Source organism: Streptomyces sp. NPDC021012 (genome assembly GCF_044333355.1).
Lineage (GTDB): Bacteria > Actinomycetota > Actinomycetes > Streptomycetales > Streptomycetaceae > Streptomyces.
Window position 1 is genome coordinate 200,555 of record NZ_JBIRQU010000009.1, and the last position, 17,128, is coordinate 217,682.

Annotated in this window: 16 protein-coding genes; 8 read left to right on the forward strand and 8 right to left on the reverse strand. The window is 71.0% G+C overall.

Annotated features, from left to right (window positions below; translation table 11 throughout):
* Window position 1: 1 nt before the first annotated feature.
* Genes pgl through tkt form a run of 5 tightly spaced genes read right to left on the reverse strand, consistent with a single transcriptional unit; the run spans window position 2 to window position 6,628 of the window.
* Window positions 2-784, reverse strand: coding sequence for a 6-phosphogluconolactonase (gene pgl / locus ACH4TP_RS27995; protein WP_398177357.1), 783 nt, complete (start codon window positions 782-784; stop codon window positions 2-4).
* Complete coding sequence (gene opcA, locus ACH4TP_RS28000) at window positions 781-1,851, reverse strand: glucose-6-phosphate dehydrogenase assembly protein OpcA (protein ID WP_389223610.1); 1,071 nt, start codon at window positions 1,849-1,851, stop codon at window positions 781-783. Before opcA ends, pgl begins: the two co-directional genes overlap by 4 nt.
* Window positions 1,848-3,380, reverse strand: a complete 1,533-nt coding sequence (gene zwf, locus ACH4TP_RS28005; protein WP_389223607.1) for a glucose-6-phosphate dehydrogenase — start codon at window positions 3,378-3,380, stop codon at window positions 1,848-1,850. Before zwf ends, opcA begins: the two co-directional genes overlap by 4 nt.
* Before the next feature lie 5 nt (window positions 3,381-3,385).
* Window positions 3,386-4,504 (reverse strand): transaldolase, encoded by a 1,119-nt coding sequence (gene tal, locus ACH4TP_RS28010; RefSeq protein ID WP_389223604.1) that lies wholly within the window; start codon window positions 4,502-4,504, stop codon window positions 3,386-3,388.
* A 36-nt stretch (window positions 4,505-4,540) separates the two neighbouring features.
* Window positions 4,541-6,628, reverse strand: a complete 2,088-nt coding sequence (tkt, locus tag ACH4TP_RS28015; protein ID WP_398439441.1) for a transketolase — start codon at window positions 6,626-6,628, stop codon at window positions 4,541-4,543.
* A 348-nt stretch (window positions 6,629-6,976) separates the two neighbouring features.
* Here tkt and ACH4TP_RS28020 point away from each other — a divergent pair, with 348 nt between their 5' ends.
* The 3 genes from ACH4TP_RS28020 (at window position 6,977) to ACH4TP_RS28030 (ending at window position 9,567) form a co-directional block, all read left to right on the forward strand.
* Window positions 6,977-7,924: a heme o synthase gene (locus ACH4TP_RS28020; protein WP_389223598.1), complete on the forward strand. Its 948-nt coding sequence runs from the start codon at window positions 6,977-6,979 to the stop codon at window positions 7,922-7,924.
* 135 nt (window positions 7,925-8,059) lie between these two features.
* A complete protein-coding gene (locus ACH4TP_RS28025) occupies window positions 8,060-8,380 on the forward strand; it encodes a hypothetical protein (RefSeq protein WP_389223595.1) in 321 nt (106 codons plus the stop codon).
* A gap of 80 nt (window positions 8,381-8,460) precedes the next feature.
* On the forward strand, window positions 8,461-9,567 hold the full coding sequence (locus ACH4TP_RS28030) for an amidohydrolase (RefSeq protein ID WP_398439442.1): 1,107 nt from the start codon (window positions 8,461-8,463) through the stop codon (window positions 9,565-9,567).
* A gap of 83 nt (window positions 9,568-9,650) precedes the next feature.
* Here the strand turns inward: ACH4TP_RS28030 and ACH4TP_RS28035 are convergent, their stop codons facing one another.
* The 3 genes from ACH4TP_RS28035 to ACH4TP_RS28045 all read right to left on the reverse strand — a co-directional run bounded on the left by ACH4TP_RS28035 (window position 9,651) and on the right by ACH4TP_RS28045 (window position 12,395).
* On the reverse strand, window positions 9,651-10,619 hold the full coding sequence (locus ACH4TP_RS28035; protein ID WP_398178830.1) for a heme A synthase: 969 nt from the start codon (window positions 10,617-10,619) through the stop codon (window positions 9,651-9,653).
* Between the two features lie 64 nt (window positions 10,620-10,683).
* Window positions 10,684-11,448 (reverse strand): ABC transporter permease, encoded by a 765-nt coding sequence (locus ACH4TP_RS28040; protein ID WP_398439443.1) that lies wholly within the window; start codon window positions 11,446-11,448, stop codon window positions 10,684-10,686.
* Window positions 11,445-12,395: an ABC transporter ATP-binding protein gene (locus ACH4TP_RS28045; RefSeq protein ID WP_398439444.1), complete on the reverse strand. Its 951-nt coding sequence runs from the start codon at window positions 12,393-12,395 to the stop codon at window positions 11,445-11,447. The genes ACH4TP_RS28040 and ACH4TP_RS28045 overlap by 4 nt, the downstream gene beginning before the upstream one ends.
* A 115-nt stretch (window positions 12,396-12,510) precedes the next feature.
* Here ACH4TP_RS28045 and ACH4TP_RS28050 point away from each other — a divergent pair, with 115 nt between their 5' ends.
* The 5 genes from ACH4TP_RS28050 (at window position 12,511) to ACH4TP_RS28070 (ending at window position 17,126) form a co-directional block, all read left to right on the forward strand.
* Window positions 12,511-13,320 (forward strand): DUF72 domain-containing protein, encoded by an 810-nt coding sequence (locus ACH4TP_RS28050; RefSeq protein WP_398439445.1) that lies wholly within the window; start codon window positions 12,511-12,513, stop codon window positions 13,318-13,320.
* A gap of 103 nt (window positions 13,321-13,423) precedes the next feature.
* A complete protein-coding gene (locus tag ACH4TP_RS28055) occupies window positions 13,424-14,149 on the forward strand; it encodes a helix-turn-helix transcriptional regulator (protein ID WP_389223580.1) in 726 nt (241 codons plus the stop codon).
* The gene (gene sufB, locus ACH4TP_RS28060; RefSeq protein WP_041128639.1) at window positions 14,146-15,561 is read left to right on the forward strand and encodes a Fe-S cluster assembly protein SufB; all 1,416 of its coding nucleotides are present in this window, start codon (window positions 14,146-14,148) and stop codon (window positions 15,559-15,561) included. The genes ACH4TP_RS28055 and sufB overlap by 4 nt, the downstream gene beginning before the upstream one ends.
* A gap of 66 nt (window positions 15,562-15,627) precedes the next feature.
* On the forward strand, window positions 15,628-16,809 hold the full coding sequence (sufD, locus tag ACH4TP_RS28065; RefSeq protein WP_389223577.1) for a Fe-S cluster assembly protein SufD: 1,182 nt from the start codon (window positions 15,628-15,630) through the stop codon (window positions 16,807-16,809).
* Entirely contained in the window at window positions 16,809-17,126 is a 318-nt protein-coding gene (locus ACH4TP_RS28070; RefSeq protein ID WP_030322524.1) for a bifunctional 3-phenylpropionate/cinnamic acid dioxygenase ferredoxin subunit, read from the forward strand. The genes sufD and ACH4TP_RS28070 overlap by 1 nt, the downstream gene beginning before the upstream one ends.
* Window positions 17,127-17,128: the final 2 nt, after the last annotated feature.

Sequence of the window (17,128 nt, forward strand, 5' to 3'; positions counted from 1 at the left end):
ATCAGGCGGAAGCCGGCGGATACAGGCTCCGCGGCAGCTCCGACGCGGCGGCCGTGTCGAGCAGCCACAGCGTCCGCGAGCGGCCGTGGGCACCGGCCGCCGGGGCCTGCACCTCGCCCGCGCCCGACAGCGCGATCGCCGCGGCCTTCGCCTTGTCCTCGCCGGCCGCGAGCAGCCAGACCTCCTTCGCCGCCCGGATCGCCGGGAGCGTCAGCGAGACGCGGACCGGCGGCGGCTTCGGCGCGCCGCGCACCCCGACCACCGTCCGCTCGGTCTCGCGGACCGCCGGCAGTTCCGGGAAGAGCGAGGCGACATGGGTGTCCGGGCCGACGCCCAGCATCAGCACGTCGAAGGTCGGCACCCCGCCGTGGTCGCCGGGACCGGCGGCCGCCGCGAGCTCGGCCGCGTAGGCCTCGGCCGCCGCGTCGACGTCGCCGCCGTACGGACCGTCCGAGGCCGGCATGGCGTGCACCCGGGCCGGGTCGAGCGGCACCCGGTCGAGCAGCGCCTCCCGGGCCTGGGTGACGTTCCGCTCGGGGTCTCCCTCGGGCAGGAACCGCTCGTCGCCCCACCACAGGTCGAGCCGCGACCAGTCGACCGCGTCCCGCGCGGGCGCCGAACCGAGCGCCGCGAGCAGGCCGTTGCCGTTGCGGCCGCCGGTCAGCACGACCGAGGCGGAGCCGCGGGCGGCCTGGGCGTCCACGATCCTGGTGATCAGCCGGGCCGCGGCGGCCTCGGCCATCAGCTCCTTGTCGCGGTGGACGACCAGCTGAGGGGTGCTCACTTGGCCGCCGCCTTCTTGGCCGGGGTCTTCTTCGCGGCGGGCCTGGGGGCGGGGGCCTTCTCCTCGACGGCCTCCGCCACCTCCTCCACCACCGTCTCCACGACCGTGTCGACGACGGTTTCGGGCGCGGTCGTCGCCGCCTCCTCGTCCAGCCGCTCCAGACCGAACTTGAGCGCCGTCGCGTAGGTGTCGTCCGGGTCGAGGCGGCGCAGCTCCTCCGCGATCAGCTCGGACGTCTCGCGGCGCTTGAGCGCCACGGCACGGTCCGGCTGGCCCTGTATCGACAGCGTGGCGAGCGAGCCGTCCGGCCGGTCGAGCACGATCGGGCCGGCGTTGGTCTGCATCCGTACGGAGGTGAGACCGGGGCCCGCCGACTTCGAGCGCCGCACGGGCACCTTCAGCCGGTCGGCCAGCCACATGGCCAGCAGCTCGACGCTCGGGTTGAACTCCTCGCCCTCCACCTCGGCCGAGGTGACCTCGCACACGACCTGGTCGAGCGCGGCGGCGAGCATCGAACGCCACGGGGTGATCCGGGTCCACGAGAGGTCCGTGTCGCCCGGGGTGTACGCGTCCGCGCGCGCGGTCAGCTCCTGGATGGGCTGCTCGGCGGAGTACGTGTCGGTCACCCGGCGCTGGGCGAGGGCGCCCAGCGGGTCGTTCGCCGGGTCGGACGGCGCGTTCACCGGCCACCAGACGACGACGGGGGCGTCCGGGAGGAGCAGCGGCAGCACCACCGACTGGGCGTGGTCGACGACCTCGCCGTACAGCCGGAGCACCACCGTCTCGCCGGTGCTGGCGTCGGCGCCGAGGCGGACCTCGGCGTCGAGCCGCGCCGTGGCGCGGTCCCGCGGGGAGCGCGAGACCCGCTTGATGACGACGAGGGTCCGCGAGGGGTGCTCGCGGGACGCCTCGTTGGCCGCCTTGAGCGCGTCGTAGGCGTTCTCCTCGTCGGTGACGATCACGAGGGTGAGCACCATGCCGACGGCCGGCGTGCCGATCGCCCGCCGCCCGAGCACCAGCGCCTTGTTGATCTTGGAGGACGTGGTGTCCGTCAGGTCGGTCTTCATGGCCGGCGCCAGCTCCTGCCGTCTCGTGCGAGCATCTCGTCCGCCTCGACCGGGCCCCAGGTCCCGGACTCGTACTGGGCGGGCTTGCCGTGCGTGTCCCAGAACTGCTCGATCGGGTCGAGGATCTTCCAGGACAGCTCGACCTCCTCGACACGCGGGAAGAGGTTGGAGTCGCCGAGCAGGACGTCGAGGATGAGCCGCTCGTACGCCTCGGGGCTGGACTCGGTGAAGGACTCCCCGTAGGCGAAGTCCATCGACACGTCCCGGATCTCCATCTGGGTGCCGGGCACCTTGGAGCCGAACCGCACCGTCACGCCCTCGTCCGGCTGGACGCGGATCACGATGGCGTTGCGGCCGAGCTCCTCGGTCGCGGTGTGGTCGAAGGGGGAGTGCGGGGCGCGCTGGAAGACGACCGCGATCTCGGTGACGCGGCGGCCCAGGCGCTTGCCGGTCCGCAGGTAGAACGGGACGCCCGCCCAGCGGCGGTTGTCGATCTCCACCTTGATGGCCGCGTAGGTGTCGGTCTTCGACTGCGGGTCGATGCCGTCTTCCTGGAGGTAGCCGACGGCCTTCGCGCCGCCCTGCCACCCGGCCGCGTACTGGCCGCGGACCGTGGACTTGCCCAGGTCCTTGGGCAGCTTGACCGCGCCGAGGACCTTGGTCTTCTCGGCGGCCAGCGCGTCGGCGTCGAAGGAGGCGGGCTCCTCCATCGCGGTCAGCGCGAGCAGCTGGAGCAGGTGGTTCTGGATGACGTCGCGGGCGGCGCCGATGCCGTCGTAGTAGCCGGCGCGGCCGCCGATGCCGATGTCCTCGGCCATGGTGATCTGCACGTGGTCGACGTACGACCGGTTCCAGATCGGCTCGAAGAGGGTGTTGGCGAAGCGGAGCGCCAGGATGTTCTGGACGGTCTCCTTGCCGAGGTAGTGGTCGATCCGGAAGACCGCCTCGGGCGGGAAGACCTCGTGGACGACCTCGTTGAGCTCCTTGGCGGAGACCAGGTCGTGGCCGAAGGGCTTCTCGATGACGGCACGGCGCCACGAGCCGTTCTTCTGGTCCGCCAGACCGTGCTTCTTGAGCTGCTGCACGACCAGGGGGAAGAACTTCGGCGGCACGGACAGGTAGAAGGCGAAGTTGCCTCCGGTGCCCTGGGCCTTGTCGAGCTCCTCGATGGTGTTCTTCAGCTGCTCGAAGGCGTTGTCGTCGTCGAAGTCGCCCTGGACGAAGCGCATCCCCTGGATGAGCTGCTGCCACACCTCCTCGCGGAACGGGGTGCGGGCGTGCTGCTCGACCGCGTCGTGGACCTCCTGTGCGAAGTCCTCGTTCGCCCACTCCCGCCGGGCGAAGCCGACGAGCGAGAAGCCCGGCGGCAGCAGGCCGCGGTTGGCCAGGTCGTAGACGGCGGGCATCAGCTTCTTACGGGACAAATCGCCCGTGACGCCGAAGATCACCAGACCCGACGGCCCCGCGATGCGCGGGAGCCGTCGGTCTGCGGCGTCACGGAGCGGGTTGACTCCGTGGACTGCGCTCAAAGTGCTTACGCCTCCGAAGATCCGCGGCGCGCGAGCTCCGCCTCGGTGGACTTGAGCAGGTCGTTCCAGGACGCCTCGAACTTCTCGACGCCCTCGTCCTCCAGGAGCTGGACGACGTCGTCGTAGCTGATGCCCAGCTTCTCGACGGCGGCCAGCTCGGCCCGCGACTGCTCGTAGGTGCCGCGGATGGTGTCGCCGGTGACCTCGCCGTGGTCGGCGGTGGCCTCCAGGGTGGCCTCCGGCATGGTGTTCACCGTGCCGGGGGCGACCAGGTCGACGACGTACAGCGTGTCCTTGTACGCCGGGTCCTTGACGCCGGTCGAGGCCCACAGCGGACGCTGCTTGTTGGCCTGCGCCTTGTCGAGGGCGGCCCAGCGGTCCGAGGAGAAGACCTCCTCGTACGCCTCGTAGGCCAGACGGGCGTTGGCCAGGGCGGCCTTGCCCTTGAGCGCCTTGGCCTCGTCGGTGCCGATGCCGTCGAGGCGCTTGTCGATCTCCGTGTCCACGCGGGACACGAAGAAGGAGGCCACCGAGTGGATCTTGGAGAGGTCGAGGCCGCGCTCGCGGGCCTTCTCCAGACCCGCCAGGTAGGCGTCCATGACCGCGCGGTAGCGCTCCAGCGAGAAGATCAGCGTCACGTTGACGCTGATGCCGAGGCCGATGACCTCGGTGATCGCCGGCAGACCCGCCTTGGTGGCCGGGATCTTGATCAGGGTGTTGGGGCGGTCCACCAGCCAGGCCAGCTGCTTGGCCTCGGCGATGGTGGCGGCCGTCTCGTGGGCGAGACGGGGGTCGACCTCGATGGAGACCCGGCCGTCCTGGCCGTCGGTCGCGTCGAAGACCGGCCGCAGGATGTCGGCGGCGTCACGGACGTCCGCCGTCGTGATCATGCGGATGGCCTCGTCGACGGTCACCTTGCGGGCGGCGAGGTCCACGAGCTGCTGCTCGTAGCCGTCACCCGACGTGATGGCCTTCTGGAAGATCGACGGGTTCGTGGTCACACCGACCACGTGGCTCTGGTCGATGAGCTCGGCCAGGTTGCCGGACGTGATCCGCTTGCGCGAGAGGTCGTCCAGCCAGATCGCGACGCCTTCGTCGGAGAGGCGCTTGAGAGCGTCTGTCATGAGAATTGCATCTCCATTAAGTCGTACGTATTCGCGTCAGCGCGCGGTGGCGTCGAGAGATTCCCGTGCGGCGGCGACGATCGCCTCCGGCGTGAAACCGAACTCGCGGAACAGGACCTTCGCGTCCGCCGAGGCACCGAAGTGCTCCAGGGAGACGATCCGGCCGGCGTCACCGACGTACTTGTGCCAGGTGAGACCGATGCCGGCCTCGACCGCGACCCGGGCCTTCACCGACGGCGGCAGGACCGAGTCCTTGTACGCCTGGTCCTGCTCCTCGAACCACTCCACGGACGGCATCGAGACCACACGGGTCGGGACGCCGGCGGCCTGGAGCTGCTCACGGGCCTCGACGGCCAGGTGCACCTCGGAGCCCGTGCCGATCAGCACGACCTCCGGCTCGCCGCCTTCGGCCTCGAACAGCACGTAGCCGCCCTTGACCGTGTCCTCGTTCGGCGCGTACGTCGGCACGCCCTGGCGGGTCAGCGCCAGACCGTGCGGGGCGCCCTTGCCGAAGACCTTGGTGTGGCGCTGCATGATCTCGCGCCAGGCGATCGCCGTCTCGTTGGCGTCGGCCGGACGGACCACGTTCAGACCCGGGATCGCGCGCAGCGAGGCCAGGTGCTCCACCGGCTGGTGCGTCGGGCCGTCCTCGCCCAGACCGATCGAGTCGTGCGTCCAGACGTACGTCACGGGCAGGTGCATCAGCGCGGACAGGCGCACCGCGTTGCGCATGTAGTCGGAGAACACCAGGAAGGTGCCGCCGTAGATGCGCGTGTTGCCGTGCAGCGCGATGCCGTTCATCTCCGCGGCCATGGAGTGCTCGCGGATGCCGAAGTGGATCGTGCGGCCGTACTTGTCGGCCTCCGGCAGCGGGTTGCCCTCGGGCAGGAACGACGAGTCCTTGTCGATCGTCGTGTTGTTCGAGCCGGCGAGGTCGGCCGAGCCGCCCCACAGCTCCGGGATGACCGCGCCGAGCGCCTTGAGGACCTGGCCCGAGGCGGCACGGGTGGCGACACCCTTGCCCGGCTCGAAGACCGGGAGCTTCTCGGCCCAGCCGGCGGGCAGCTCGTTCGCCTGGATGCGGTCGAACTCGGCGGCGCGCTCCGGGTTGGCCGTACGCCACTCGGCGAGCTGCTTGTCCCAGGCGGCGCGGGCCTCGCGGCCGCGGTCGCCGAGCGCGCGGGTGTGCGCGATGACCTCGTCCGAGACCTCGAAGGTCTGCTCCGGGTCGAAGCCCAGGACCCGCTTGGTGGCCGCGATCTCCTCGTCGCCGAGCGCCGAGCCGTGCGCGGCCTCGGTGTTCTGCGCGTTCGGCGCGGGCCAGGCGATGATCGAGCGCATCGCGATGAACGACGGACGCTCGGTCTCGGCCTCGGCGGCCTTGATCGCCGCGTACAGCGCGGCCGGGTCCAGGTCGCCGTTCGCCTGCGGCTCGACGCGCTGGACGTGCCAGCCGTACGCCTCGTACCGCTTCATCGTGTCCTCGGACACGGCCGTCTCGGTGTCGCCCTCGATCGAGATGTGGTTGTCGTCCCACAGCAGGATCAGGTTGCCCAGCTTCTGGTGGCCGGCGAGCGAGGACGCCTCCGCGGAGATGCCCTCCTGGAGGCAGCCGTCACCGGCGATCACGTAGACCCGGTGGTCGAACGGCGACGCGCCGGTGGCGGCCTCCGGGTCGAACAGACCGCGCTCGAAGCGGGCGGCCATCGCCATGCCCACCGCGTTGGCGACACCCTGGCCCAGCGGGCCCGTGGTCGTCTCGACGCCGGCGGTGTGGCCGTACTCCGGGTGACCGGGGGTCTTCGAGCCCCAGGTGCGGAAGGACTTCAGGTCGTCCAGTTCGAGACCGAAGCCACCCAGGTACAGCTGGGTGTAGAGGGTCAGGGACGAGTGTCCCGCGGAGAGCACGAACCGGTCGCGCCCGACCCACTCGGGGTCGGCCGGGTCGTGTCGCATCACCTTCTGGAAGAGGGTGTACGCGGCGGGCGCCAGGCTCATCGCCGTACCGGGATGGCCGTTGCCGACCTTCTGTACGGCGTCCGCGGCCAGGATGCGGGCGGTGTCGACGGCCCGCTGGTCCAACTCGGTCCACTCGAGGTCTGTGGTGGTCGGCTTAGTGCTCACCCTGGGTCAGGGCTCCTCTCCACATGTCTTGAGCCGGTGACTGAGGGTGTACCGGCGTTGTCGAGCCTACCCCCGCGGAACGCCCCGCTTTCCGTGTCCATGCCCCTCAAATGAGCGGCGAAATGAACGGACACAGCAAGACTGCCGGTGGTCGGGGTGGTTCGCCTCCCGAGGCGCGCCCGGACTCACCCGAGAACCGCGTCCACCCCTTGGGACGTACCGCGCCAACACGACCCCACCCCCGCGAAGATCGGCGTCTGGGCAACGTCTACAGTGGCGTGGTACGCGCAAGCTTTACCCCGTCTTCACTCGGGGAGCTTGCTGGGAATTTCTCTGTCAGGGGTGTGCGTGACGGCCGTCGAGTCCCGACCCGCAGGGGTCGTCTTGACTCCCAGCCCGGGGGGCCATCGGCCGTTCGGGGCCCGCGTCAAGGCATTCGTGGCGCTGACCAAGCCGCGGATCATCGAACTGCTGCTCATCACGACCGTTCCGGTGATGTTCCTCGCCGAGCAGGGCGTGCCCGACCTGTGGCTGGTGCTCGCCACCTGCTTCGGCGGCTACCTCTCCGCGGGCGGCGCCAACGCGCTGAACATGTACATCGACCGGGACATCGACGCCCTGATGGACCGCACGTCCCAGCGCCCGCTGGTCACCGGCGTGCTCACCCCGCGCGAGGGCCTGGTCTTCGGACTCACCCTCGCCGTGGTCTCCACGCTCTGGTTCGGCCTGCTCGTCAACTGGCTGTCCGCGGCCCTCTCGCTCGGGGCGCTCCTCTTCTACGTCGTGATCTACACGATGATCCTGAAGCGGCGCACCGCCCAGAACATCGTCTGGGGCGGCATCGCGGGCTGTCTGCCGGTGCTCATCGGCTGGTCGGCCGTGACGAACTCGATGTCGTGGGCCGCGGTCATCCTCTTCCTCGTTATCTTCTTCTGGACGCCGCCGCACTACTGGCCGCTGTCGATGAAGGTGAAGGACGACTACGCACGCGCGGGCGTGCCCATGCTGCCGGTGCTCGCCTCCAACAAGGTCGTCGCCAAGCAGATCGTGGTCTACAGCTGGGTCATGGTCGCCGTCTCCCTGCTGCTCACCCCGCTGGGCTACACCGGCTGGTTCTACACCGCGGTGGCGCTGCTCACCGGCGGCTGGTGGCTCTGGGAGGCGCATGCGCTCCTCAACCGCGCCAAGGCGGAGGTGACGGGCGCCAAGCTCAAGGAGATGCGCCTCTTCCACTGGTCCATCACCTATGTCTCGCTGCTCTTCGTGGCGGTGGCGGTGGATCCCTTCCTCCGCTGAGAGCAGCCGTGGGCGCGCTCATCTGAAAACCGCGCTCATCCGAAAAAATTTGTTCGGCCGACGGCCGGGTCACGTGGGACAGCCCACACGGCCCGGCCGTCGCCACTTGATCTACCCCTCGGTAGCATCCGTGTCATGGCAGAAACGAAGCAGGAAGAGCGCAGGGCGGCCCGGCTCGCCAAGGAGATCCAGGCCTTCTCCAAGGCGCACGGCGGCGCCGAGGGACACCTCGCGCACATCGGCCAGGCGGGCACCCGGATCGTCCTGGTCGGCACCGACGGCGGCTGGGGCGACCTCGTCGCGAAGTCGTACGCGATCGCGCAGCAGGCCGCCGAGAAGGCCGGTCTGACCCTCCACGAGGAGTTCGACGGCGAGTTCGCCGCCAAGGTCACCACCGGCCCGTACGAGTGGACCCGGATGGCCGGCATCCAGGTCGGCGGCCCGGCCAACAGCTGACGCCGACCGAGGCAACAACCTCGCGCGGGGCTCACCCGTTAGGACGTGTGGAGACACGTCCACACAGGGAGCCCCCCGAGATGATCGACACGCCGAACCTGGTGGACCAGCACTGCCACGGGGTGCTCCGTACGGAGCTCGGCCTCGGCACCTTCGAGGCCCAGCTCGGCGCCCATCTGGGCGGCCACCCGGGCGGGCCCGCCGCACGGCCCGCCCCGGGCACCACCTTCTTCGACACCCAGACCGGCTTCGCGGTGCGCCGCTGGTGCCCGCCGCTCCTCGGCCTGGAACCGCACTGCCCGCCCGCCCGCTACCTCGCCCGCCGCCGGGAACTCGGCGCCGCCGAGGCGGGCCGCCGGCTCCTCCGCGCCTCCGGGATCTCCACCTATCTGGTCGACACGGGGCTCCCCGGCGACCTCACCCGCCCCGCCGAGCTCGGCGCCGCGGGCGCCGCCGAGGCCCACGAGATCGTCCGCCTCGAACCCCTCGCCGCACGGGTCGCCGACACCTCCGGCACCGTCGAGGCCTTCCTCGCCGAGCTCGCCGAGGCCGTCCACGGGGCCGCCGCCGACGCCGTCGCGTTCAGCTCGACCTCCGGGGTGCGGGGCGGGCCCGCGGCCCTGCCCGTGCCGCCGGGCCCCGGAGAGGTGCGCGGGGCCGCCGGGCGCTGGCTCGCCTCCCGCGCGGCCGGCGGCCGGCTCACCGACCCCGTCCTGCTGCGCCATCTGCTGTGGATCGCGGTGACCACCGGGCGCCCCCTCCAGCTGCACACGGAGGATCCGGCCGCCCTGGACGGCTTCGCCGCCGCCACCGCGGGCCTCGGCGCCGACCTGGTGCTGCTGCACCGCTACCCGCACCACCGCGCGGCCGCCCACCTGACCGGGCTCCACCCGCACGTGTACGCCGACCTCGGCCCGGTCCTCGCCCACACCGGGGCCCGGGCGGCGGCCGTCCTCGCCGAGGTCCTGGAGCGCGCGCCGTTCGGCAAGCTGCTGTTCTCCAGCGGCGCCCAGGGGCTCCCCGAGCTCCACGTGGTCGCGGCCGGCACGTTCCGCTCGGCGCTCACCCGGGTGCTCGGCGAGTGGGTCATGGACGGCGCCTGGTCCCGTACGGACGCGCAGCGGGTGGCGGCGATGATCGCGACGGACAACGCGAAACGGGTCTACGGGCTCGGGGGGAGCCGGTAGACCCGTCGGGATCCTGGATCCAAAATCCTGGATTCGGATTCTGGATCCAAAATTCGAATCCAGGATTTTGGATCCAGAGGCTGTCAGGCCTTCGCCAGTTCCGGGTCCGCCTGGGCCGGGATCCCGGGCATGTCGAGCGGGCGCTCGCGCAGGCTCAGGGCGAGGCGCAGGACCGCGATCCACATCAGCGAGGAGCCGAGCATGTGGGCGGCGACCAGGAGCTCGGGGACCCCGGTGAAGTACTGGACGTAACCGATCGCGCCCTGGCCGAGCAGCACGATCAGCAGGTCGCGGGCGCGGGCGCGGGTGTCGTCCGGGGCGTCCACGACGCGCAGGACCAGCCACATGGCGACGGCGAGGGCGCAGACGATCCAGGCGGCGATGGCGTGGACGTGGGCGGCGTTCGTCCAGTCCCAGGGCATGCGCGGGACGTCGCTGCTGTCACCGGCGTGCTTGCCGGCGCCGGTGACCGTCGTGCCGAGCATGATCAGCAGGGCGGAGACGACGGTGATCGCCCAGGACAGCTTGCGGACCGGGCGCGGTACGCGGGGCCGGGGGGCGGTGTCGCCCTCGCCGGTGCGGTGCCAGGTGATGACGGTGACCGTGAGCAGGGAGTTCGCGGCGAGGAAGTGGCCGGCGACCGTCCACGGGTTGAGGCCCATCCAGACCGTGATGCCGCCGATGACGGCGTTGCTCATCACGATCCAGAACTGCGCCCAGGCCCAGCGGGTCAGACCGCGGCGCCACGGCTTGGTGGACCGGGCCGCGATGATCGCCCAGCCGACGGCGGCCGACAGGACGTAGGTCAGCATCCGGTTGCCGAACTCGATGTAGCCGTGGAAGCCCTGCTCGGCGGTGACGATCAGGCTGTCGTCCGTGCACTTCGGCCAGGTGTCGCAGCCGAGGCCGGATCCGGTCAGCCGGACCGCGCCGCCGGTCACGATGATCAGCACGCTCATCACGACGGCGGAGAGCGCGGCGCGCCGGAGCGTCCGGGGGGACGGGGTCCAGCGCTGGGCGATGAAGGCGAGGGGGGTCTGCACGGCCCTTATCGTAGGGCGGCGCTTGTGCGCGCTTTCACGAGGGGGGCGTATATGGCGGAACGGAACCTTACGGTTACTCCCAGCGGAAGAACCGCGCCGCCGCCCCGAGCCCCAGGACCGCCCAGACGGCCAGGATCCCCGCGTCGCCCCACGGCATCGCGGCCCCGTCCCGGAGCACGTCCCGCAGGCCGTCGGAGAGCGCCGAGATCGGCAGCAGCGCGAGCACGTCGCCCGCCGCGCCGAACTTCTCCATGGGGACGATGACCCCGCCGCCGACCAGGAGCAGCAGGAAGACCAGGTTCGCGGCGGCGAGGGTGGCCTCGGCCTTCAGCGTGCCCGCCATCAGCAGGCCGAGCCCGGAGAAGGCGGCCGTGCCGAGGACCAGGAGCAGCAGGACCGAGAGGGGGTTGCCGTGCGGCGACCAGCCGAGCGCGAGGGCGATCGCCGTCAGGAGCACGACCTGGAGGACCTCGGTGACCAGGACGGAGAGCGTCTTGGCGGTCATGAGCGCCCAGCGGGGGAGCGGTGAGGCGCCGAGGCGCTTGAGCACCCCGTACCGCCGCTCGAAGCCGGTCGCGATGGCCTGCCCGGTGAAGGCGGTGGACATCACGGCGAGCGCGAGGACGCCGGGGGCGAGGAAGTCGACGGCCTTGTCGGTGCCGGTGTCGATGATGTCGACGGTCGAGAAGAGCACCAGGAGCAGCGAGGGGATGATCACCGTCAGGAGCAGCTGCTCGCCGTTGCGCAGCAGCATCCTGGTCTCCAGGGCGGTCTGCGCGGCGATCATCCGCCCGACGGGGGCGGCCCCCGGCTTCGGGGAGTAGGTACCGGTGCTCACGACCGCAGCTCCTTGCCGGTCAGTTCCAGAAAGACGTCTTCGAGGGTGTGGCGTTCGACGGAGATGCCGTCGGGCATGACGCCGTGCTGGGCGCACCAGGTGGTGACCGTGGCGAGCAGCTGGGGGTCGACGGTGCCGGTGATGCGGTACGTGCCGGGGAGCGTCTCCGCGGCGGCCGAGCCGTCCGGCAGCGCCTTGAGGAGGGAACCCAGGTCGAGTCCGGGGCGGCCGGTGAAGCGCAGGGTGTTCTCGGCGCCGCCCCGGCACAGCTCGTCGGGGCTGCCCTGGGCGGCGACCCGGCCGGCGTCGACGATGGCGACGTCGTCGGCGAGCTCCTCGGCCTCCTGCATGAAGTGGGTGGTGAGGACCACGGTGACGCCGTCGGCGCGCAGCTCGCGGACGAGGTCCCAGGTGGCGCGGCGGGCCTGCGGGTCGAGCCCGGCGGTGGGCTCGTCGAGGAAGACGAGCTCGGGGCGGCCGACGACGGCCATGGCGAGCGCGAGGCGCTGCTGCTGACCGCCGGAGAGGCGCCGGTAGGCGGTGCGGCCGCAGGAGCCGAGGCCGAGCCGTTCGATGAGGGCGTCCACGTCCAGCGGGTGGGCGTGGAGTTTCGCCATGTGGCGGAGCATCTCGTCGGCGCGGGCGCCGGAGTAGACGCCGCCGGACTGGAGCATCACGCCGATCCTGGGGCGCAGGGCGGCGGCGTCGGCGACCGGGTCGAGGCCGAGGACGCGGACGGTGCCGGCGTCGGGCCTGCGGTATCCCTCGCAGGTCTCGACGGTGGTGGTCTTGCCGGCCCCGTTGGGGCCGAGGACGGCGGTGACGGTGCCCGCGCGGACGTCGAGGTCGAGGCCGTCGACGGCGGTCTTGTTCCCGTACCGCTTGACCAGGCCGCGGACGCGGACGGCGGTGTCGGCCGATTCACTCGGCGAGGGCTTCCCGTGCATGTCGGGAAGTCTAAGGACCCGCCGGTACGGGACGGGCCGCGCCCCCGGCGGGGGGTGGCCGGGGCGCAACCGGGCGGCGCCGGATGAGCGGCCGCGGACGGGGCAGGGGCTCCGCATGACGGTCTTCGTGGGCACTTCGGGTTGGCAGTACAAGGACTGGCGGGGGACGTTCTACCCCCAGGGCGTGCCGCAGCGGCTCTGGCTGGAGGAGTACGCGCGCCGGTTCGCCACCGTGGAGAACAACAGCGCCTTCTACGGGCTGCCCGAGCGCGACACCTTCGCCGGCTGGCGGAAGCGGACGCCCGAGGGCTTCGTGATGGCGGTCAAGGCGAACCGCCGGCTGACCCACGTCGAGCGGCTGCGGGAGCCGGAGGGGATGGTGGCGCAGCTGCTGGAGCGGGCGGAGGGGCTCGGGGACCGGCTCGGGCCGGTCCTGCTCCAGTTCCCGCCGTCGCTGCGGGCCGACCCAGGGCTGCTCGACGCGGTCCTCGCCTGCTTCCCGGCGGGGGTGCGGGTGGCCGTCGAGCCCCGGCACGCCTCGTGGTGGACGGACCGGACCGAGGCGGTGCTGGTGGGGCGGGGCGCCGCGCTCTGCTGGGCGGACCGGCGGTCGAGGCCGGTGACGCCGCTCTGGCGGACGGCGGACTGGTGCTATCTGCGGCTGCACGAGGGCCGGGCCGCGCCCTGGCCCGCGTACGGCCGCCAAGCGCTGGAGGGGTGGGCCGGGCGGATCGTCGGGGGCTGGTCGGAGGGGGCCGACGCGTACGTCTATTTCAACAACGACCCGGGCGTGGAGGCGGTCCGCGACGCGGCCTCCTTCCGGCGTCTGATGAGCGAGGCGGGCCGGACGGTGGCCGTGCCGGCCGAGCCGGCCGAGGGCTGGGAAACCGCTGGTCGGGGCGGTCGCGATTCATCCCACGAATGATCGTTTCCGCAGGTCAGGTAAGCCTTACCTGAGTGATGCACGCCATCGTCACCGGTCAGGGCGCCGCTTGTCACTCCCCGATTAATTACGCAACAATGGCGTTGTGAAAAACGTTGGCGCGGCTCCGGTGGAGGAACTCGCGACCCGAGAGCGTTCCACGCGCAACCGGGTCGCGCGGTCGATCCTGGACCACGGGCCGTCGACCGTCGCCGACCTGGCCGAACGGCTCCGCCTCACCCAGGCCGCCGTCCGCCGCCACCTCGACTCGCTGGTCGCCGAGAACGTCGTCGAAGCCCGCGAGAAGCGCGTCTACGGGACCCGGTCCCGCGGGCGCCCCGCGAAGGTCTTCGCGCTCACCGACTGCGGCCGGGACGCCTTCGACCAGTCGTACGACTCCCTCGCCGTCGAGGCGCTCCGCTGGATCGAGCGCAACGCCGGGGGAGAGGCGGCCGTCGCCGCCTTCGCCCGCGACCGGATCGAGGCCCAGGCCGGGGCGTACCGTGAGGCCGTCGAGTCGGCCGAGCCCGCCCAGCGGACCGAGGCCCTGGCCAAGGCCCTCACGGCGGACGGGTACGCTGCCACTGCGCGGAACGCGCCGGTCGGCGAGCAGCTCTGCCAGCACCACTGCCCGGTCGCCCACGTCGCCGAGCAGTACCCCCAGCTGTGCGAGGCGGAGACGGAATTCTTCTCCCGCCTCCTGGGAACGCACGTCCAGCGTCTGGCCACCATCGCGCATGGTGACGGCGTCTGCACCACGTTCATCCCGCACAGCGCCCCACAGACCACCGAATCAGCATCCGCAAGCACGGCCGGGAGGAACCCCGCATGACCACCGAGATCAGCCACCCCGAGCTCGAGGGCCTGGGTCGGTACGAGTACGGCTGGGCCGACTCCGACGCGGCCGGCGCCGCGGCCAAGCGCGGACTGAACGAGGACGTCGTCCGCGACATCTCCGCGAAGAAGAACGAGCCCGAGTGGATGCTGAAGCTGCGTCTCAAGGGTCTGCGCCTCTTCGACAAGAAGCCCATGCCGACCTGGGGCTCCGACCTCTCCGGCATCGACTTCGACAACATCAAGTACTTCGTGCGGTCCACCGAGAAGCAGGCCGAGTCCTGGGAGGACCTGCCGGAGGACATCAAGAACACGTACGACAAGCTCGGCATCCCGGAGGCGGAGAAGCAGCGCCTCGTCGCCGGTGTCGCCGCCCAGTACGAGTCCGAGGTCGTCTACCACCAGATCCGCGAGGACCTGGAGGAGCAGGGCGTCATCTTCGTCGACACCGACACCGCGCTGAAGGAGCACGAGGAGCTCTTCAAGGAGTACTTCGGCACCGTCATCCCGGTCGGCGACAACAAGTTCGCCTCCCTGAACACGGCCGTGTGGTCCGGCGGCTCGTTCATCTACGTGCCGAAGGGCGTGCACGTCGAGATCCCGCTCCAGGCCTACTTCCGCATCAACACGGAGAACATGGGCCAGTTCGAGCGGACGCTGATCATCGTCGACGAGGACGCCTACGTCCACTACGTCGAGGGCTGCACCGCCCCGATCTACTCCTCGGACTCCCTGCACTCCGCGGTCGTCGAGATCATCGTGAAGAAGGGCGGCCGCTGCCGCTACACGACCATCCAGAACTGGTCGAACAACGTCTACAACCTGGTGACCAAGCGCGCCGTCGCCTACGAGGGCGCCACCATGGAGTGGGTCGACGGCAACATCGGCTCCAAGGTCACCATGAAGTACCCGGCCGTCTACCTCATGGGCGAGCACGCCAAGGGCGAGACCCTGTCCATCGCCTTCGCGGGCGAGGGCCAGCACCAGGACGCCGGCGCCAAGATGGTCCACATGGCCCCGAACACCTCCTCCAACATCGTCTCCAAGTCGGTGGCGCGAGGCGGCGGCCGCACCTCCTACCGCGGTCTCATCGAGATCGGCGAGGGTGCCCCGGGCGCCAAGTCCAACGTCCTCTGCGACGCGCTGCTCGTCGACACGATCTCCCGCTCCGACACGTACCCCTACGTGGACGTGCGCGAGGACGACGTCTCCATGGGCCACGAGGCCACCGTCTCCAAGGTCTCCGAGGACCAGCTCTTCTACCTGATGAGCCGCGGCCTCACCGAGTTCGAGGCCATGGCGATGATCGTCCGCGGCTTCGTCGAGCCCATCGCCAAGGAGCTCCCCATGGAGTACGCCCTGGAGCTCAACCGGCTGATCGAGCTGCAGATGGAAGGCGCGGTCGGCTAAGGCCGGCCCCGCCCCGCAGCGACCGACTTTTCTTTACGTACGCAGGAAGAGAGCAACACGACAGCCATGGCTGAGGCTCAGAACATCCCGGCGGGTTCCACCACCGCCGGCTCGATCGCGGTGGCCGCCGAGTCCACCGTCGCCACGCGCATGAGCGCGCCCCCGTCCTTCGACGTCGCGGACTTCCCCGTCCCGCACGGCCGCGAGGAGGAGTGGCGGTTCACCCCGCTGGCGCGACTGCGCGGACTCCACGACGGCACCGCCGTCGCCTCCGGCGAGGGCGTCAAGGTCGAGGTCGAGGCCCCCGAGGGCGTCACCGTGGAGACCGTCGGCCGCGACGACGAGCGCCTCGGCAAGGCCGGCACGCCCGTCGACCGCGTCGCCGCCCAGGCGTACTCCTCCTTCGAGAAGGCCTCGGTCGTCACCGTCGCCAAGGAGGCGGTGCTCACCGAGCCGATCCGCATCTCCGTGCACGGCCAGGGCGGCGTCGCCTTCGGCCACCAGGTCATCGAGCTCGGCGCCTTCGCCGAGGCCGTCGTGGTCATCGACCACACCGGTGACGCGGTGCTCGCCGCCAACGTGGACTACGTCCTCGGCGACGGCGCCAAGCTGACCGTCGTCTCCGTCCAGGACTGGGACGAGAAGGCCGTCCACGTCGCCCAGCACAACGCGCTGGTCGGCCGCGACGCCTCCTTCAAGTCGGTCGTCGTCACCTTCGGCGGCGACGTCGTCCGCATCCACCCGCGCGTGCGGTACGCGGGCCCCGGCGGCGAGGCCGAGCTCTTCGGTCTGTACTTCACCGACGCCGGCCAGCACCAGGAGCACCGCCTCCTGGTCGACCACAACACCCCGCACTGCAAGTCCAACGTGGCCTACAAGGGCGCGCTGCAGGGCCAGGACGCGCACGCGGTGTGGATCGGTGACGTGCTCATCCAGGCCAAGGCCGAGGGCACCGACACGTACGAGCTCAACCGGAACCTGGTCCTCACGGACGGCGCCCGGGTCGACTCCGTGCCGAACCTGGAGATCGAGACCGGCGAGATCGCCGGCGCCGGTCACGCCTCGGCCACCGGCCGCTTCGACGACGAGCAGCTCTTCTACCTGATGGCCCGCGGCATCCCGGAGGCCGAGGCCCGCCGCCTCGTCGTCCGCGGCTTCTTCGCGGAGCTCGTCCAGCAGATCGGTCTGCCGGACGTCCAGGAGCGACTCCTCGCCAAGATCGAGGCCGAGCTGGAGGCCTCCGTCTGATGGCCTTCGTACGAGTCTGCGCGCTGAGCGAGCTGGAGGCCGACACCCCGAAGCGGGTCGAGGTCGACGGCACGCCGGTGTCGGTCGTGCACACCGAGGGCGAGGTGTTCGCGATCAACGACATCTGCTCGCACGCGAACGTCTCCCTCTCGGAGGGCGAGGTCGAGGACTGCGCGATCGAGTGCTGGCTGCACGGCTCCAGCTTCGACCTGCGCACCGGCAAGCCCTCCGGCCTTCCCGCGACGCGCCCCGTCCCCGTATACCCCGTAAAGATCGAAGGGGACGATGTGCTCGTCTCCGTCACCCAGGAGTCCTGAGT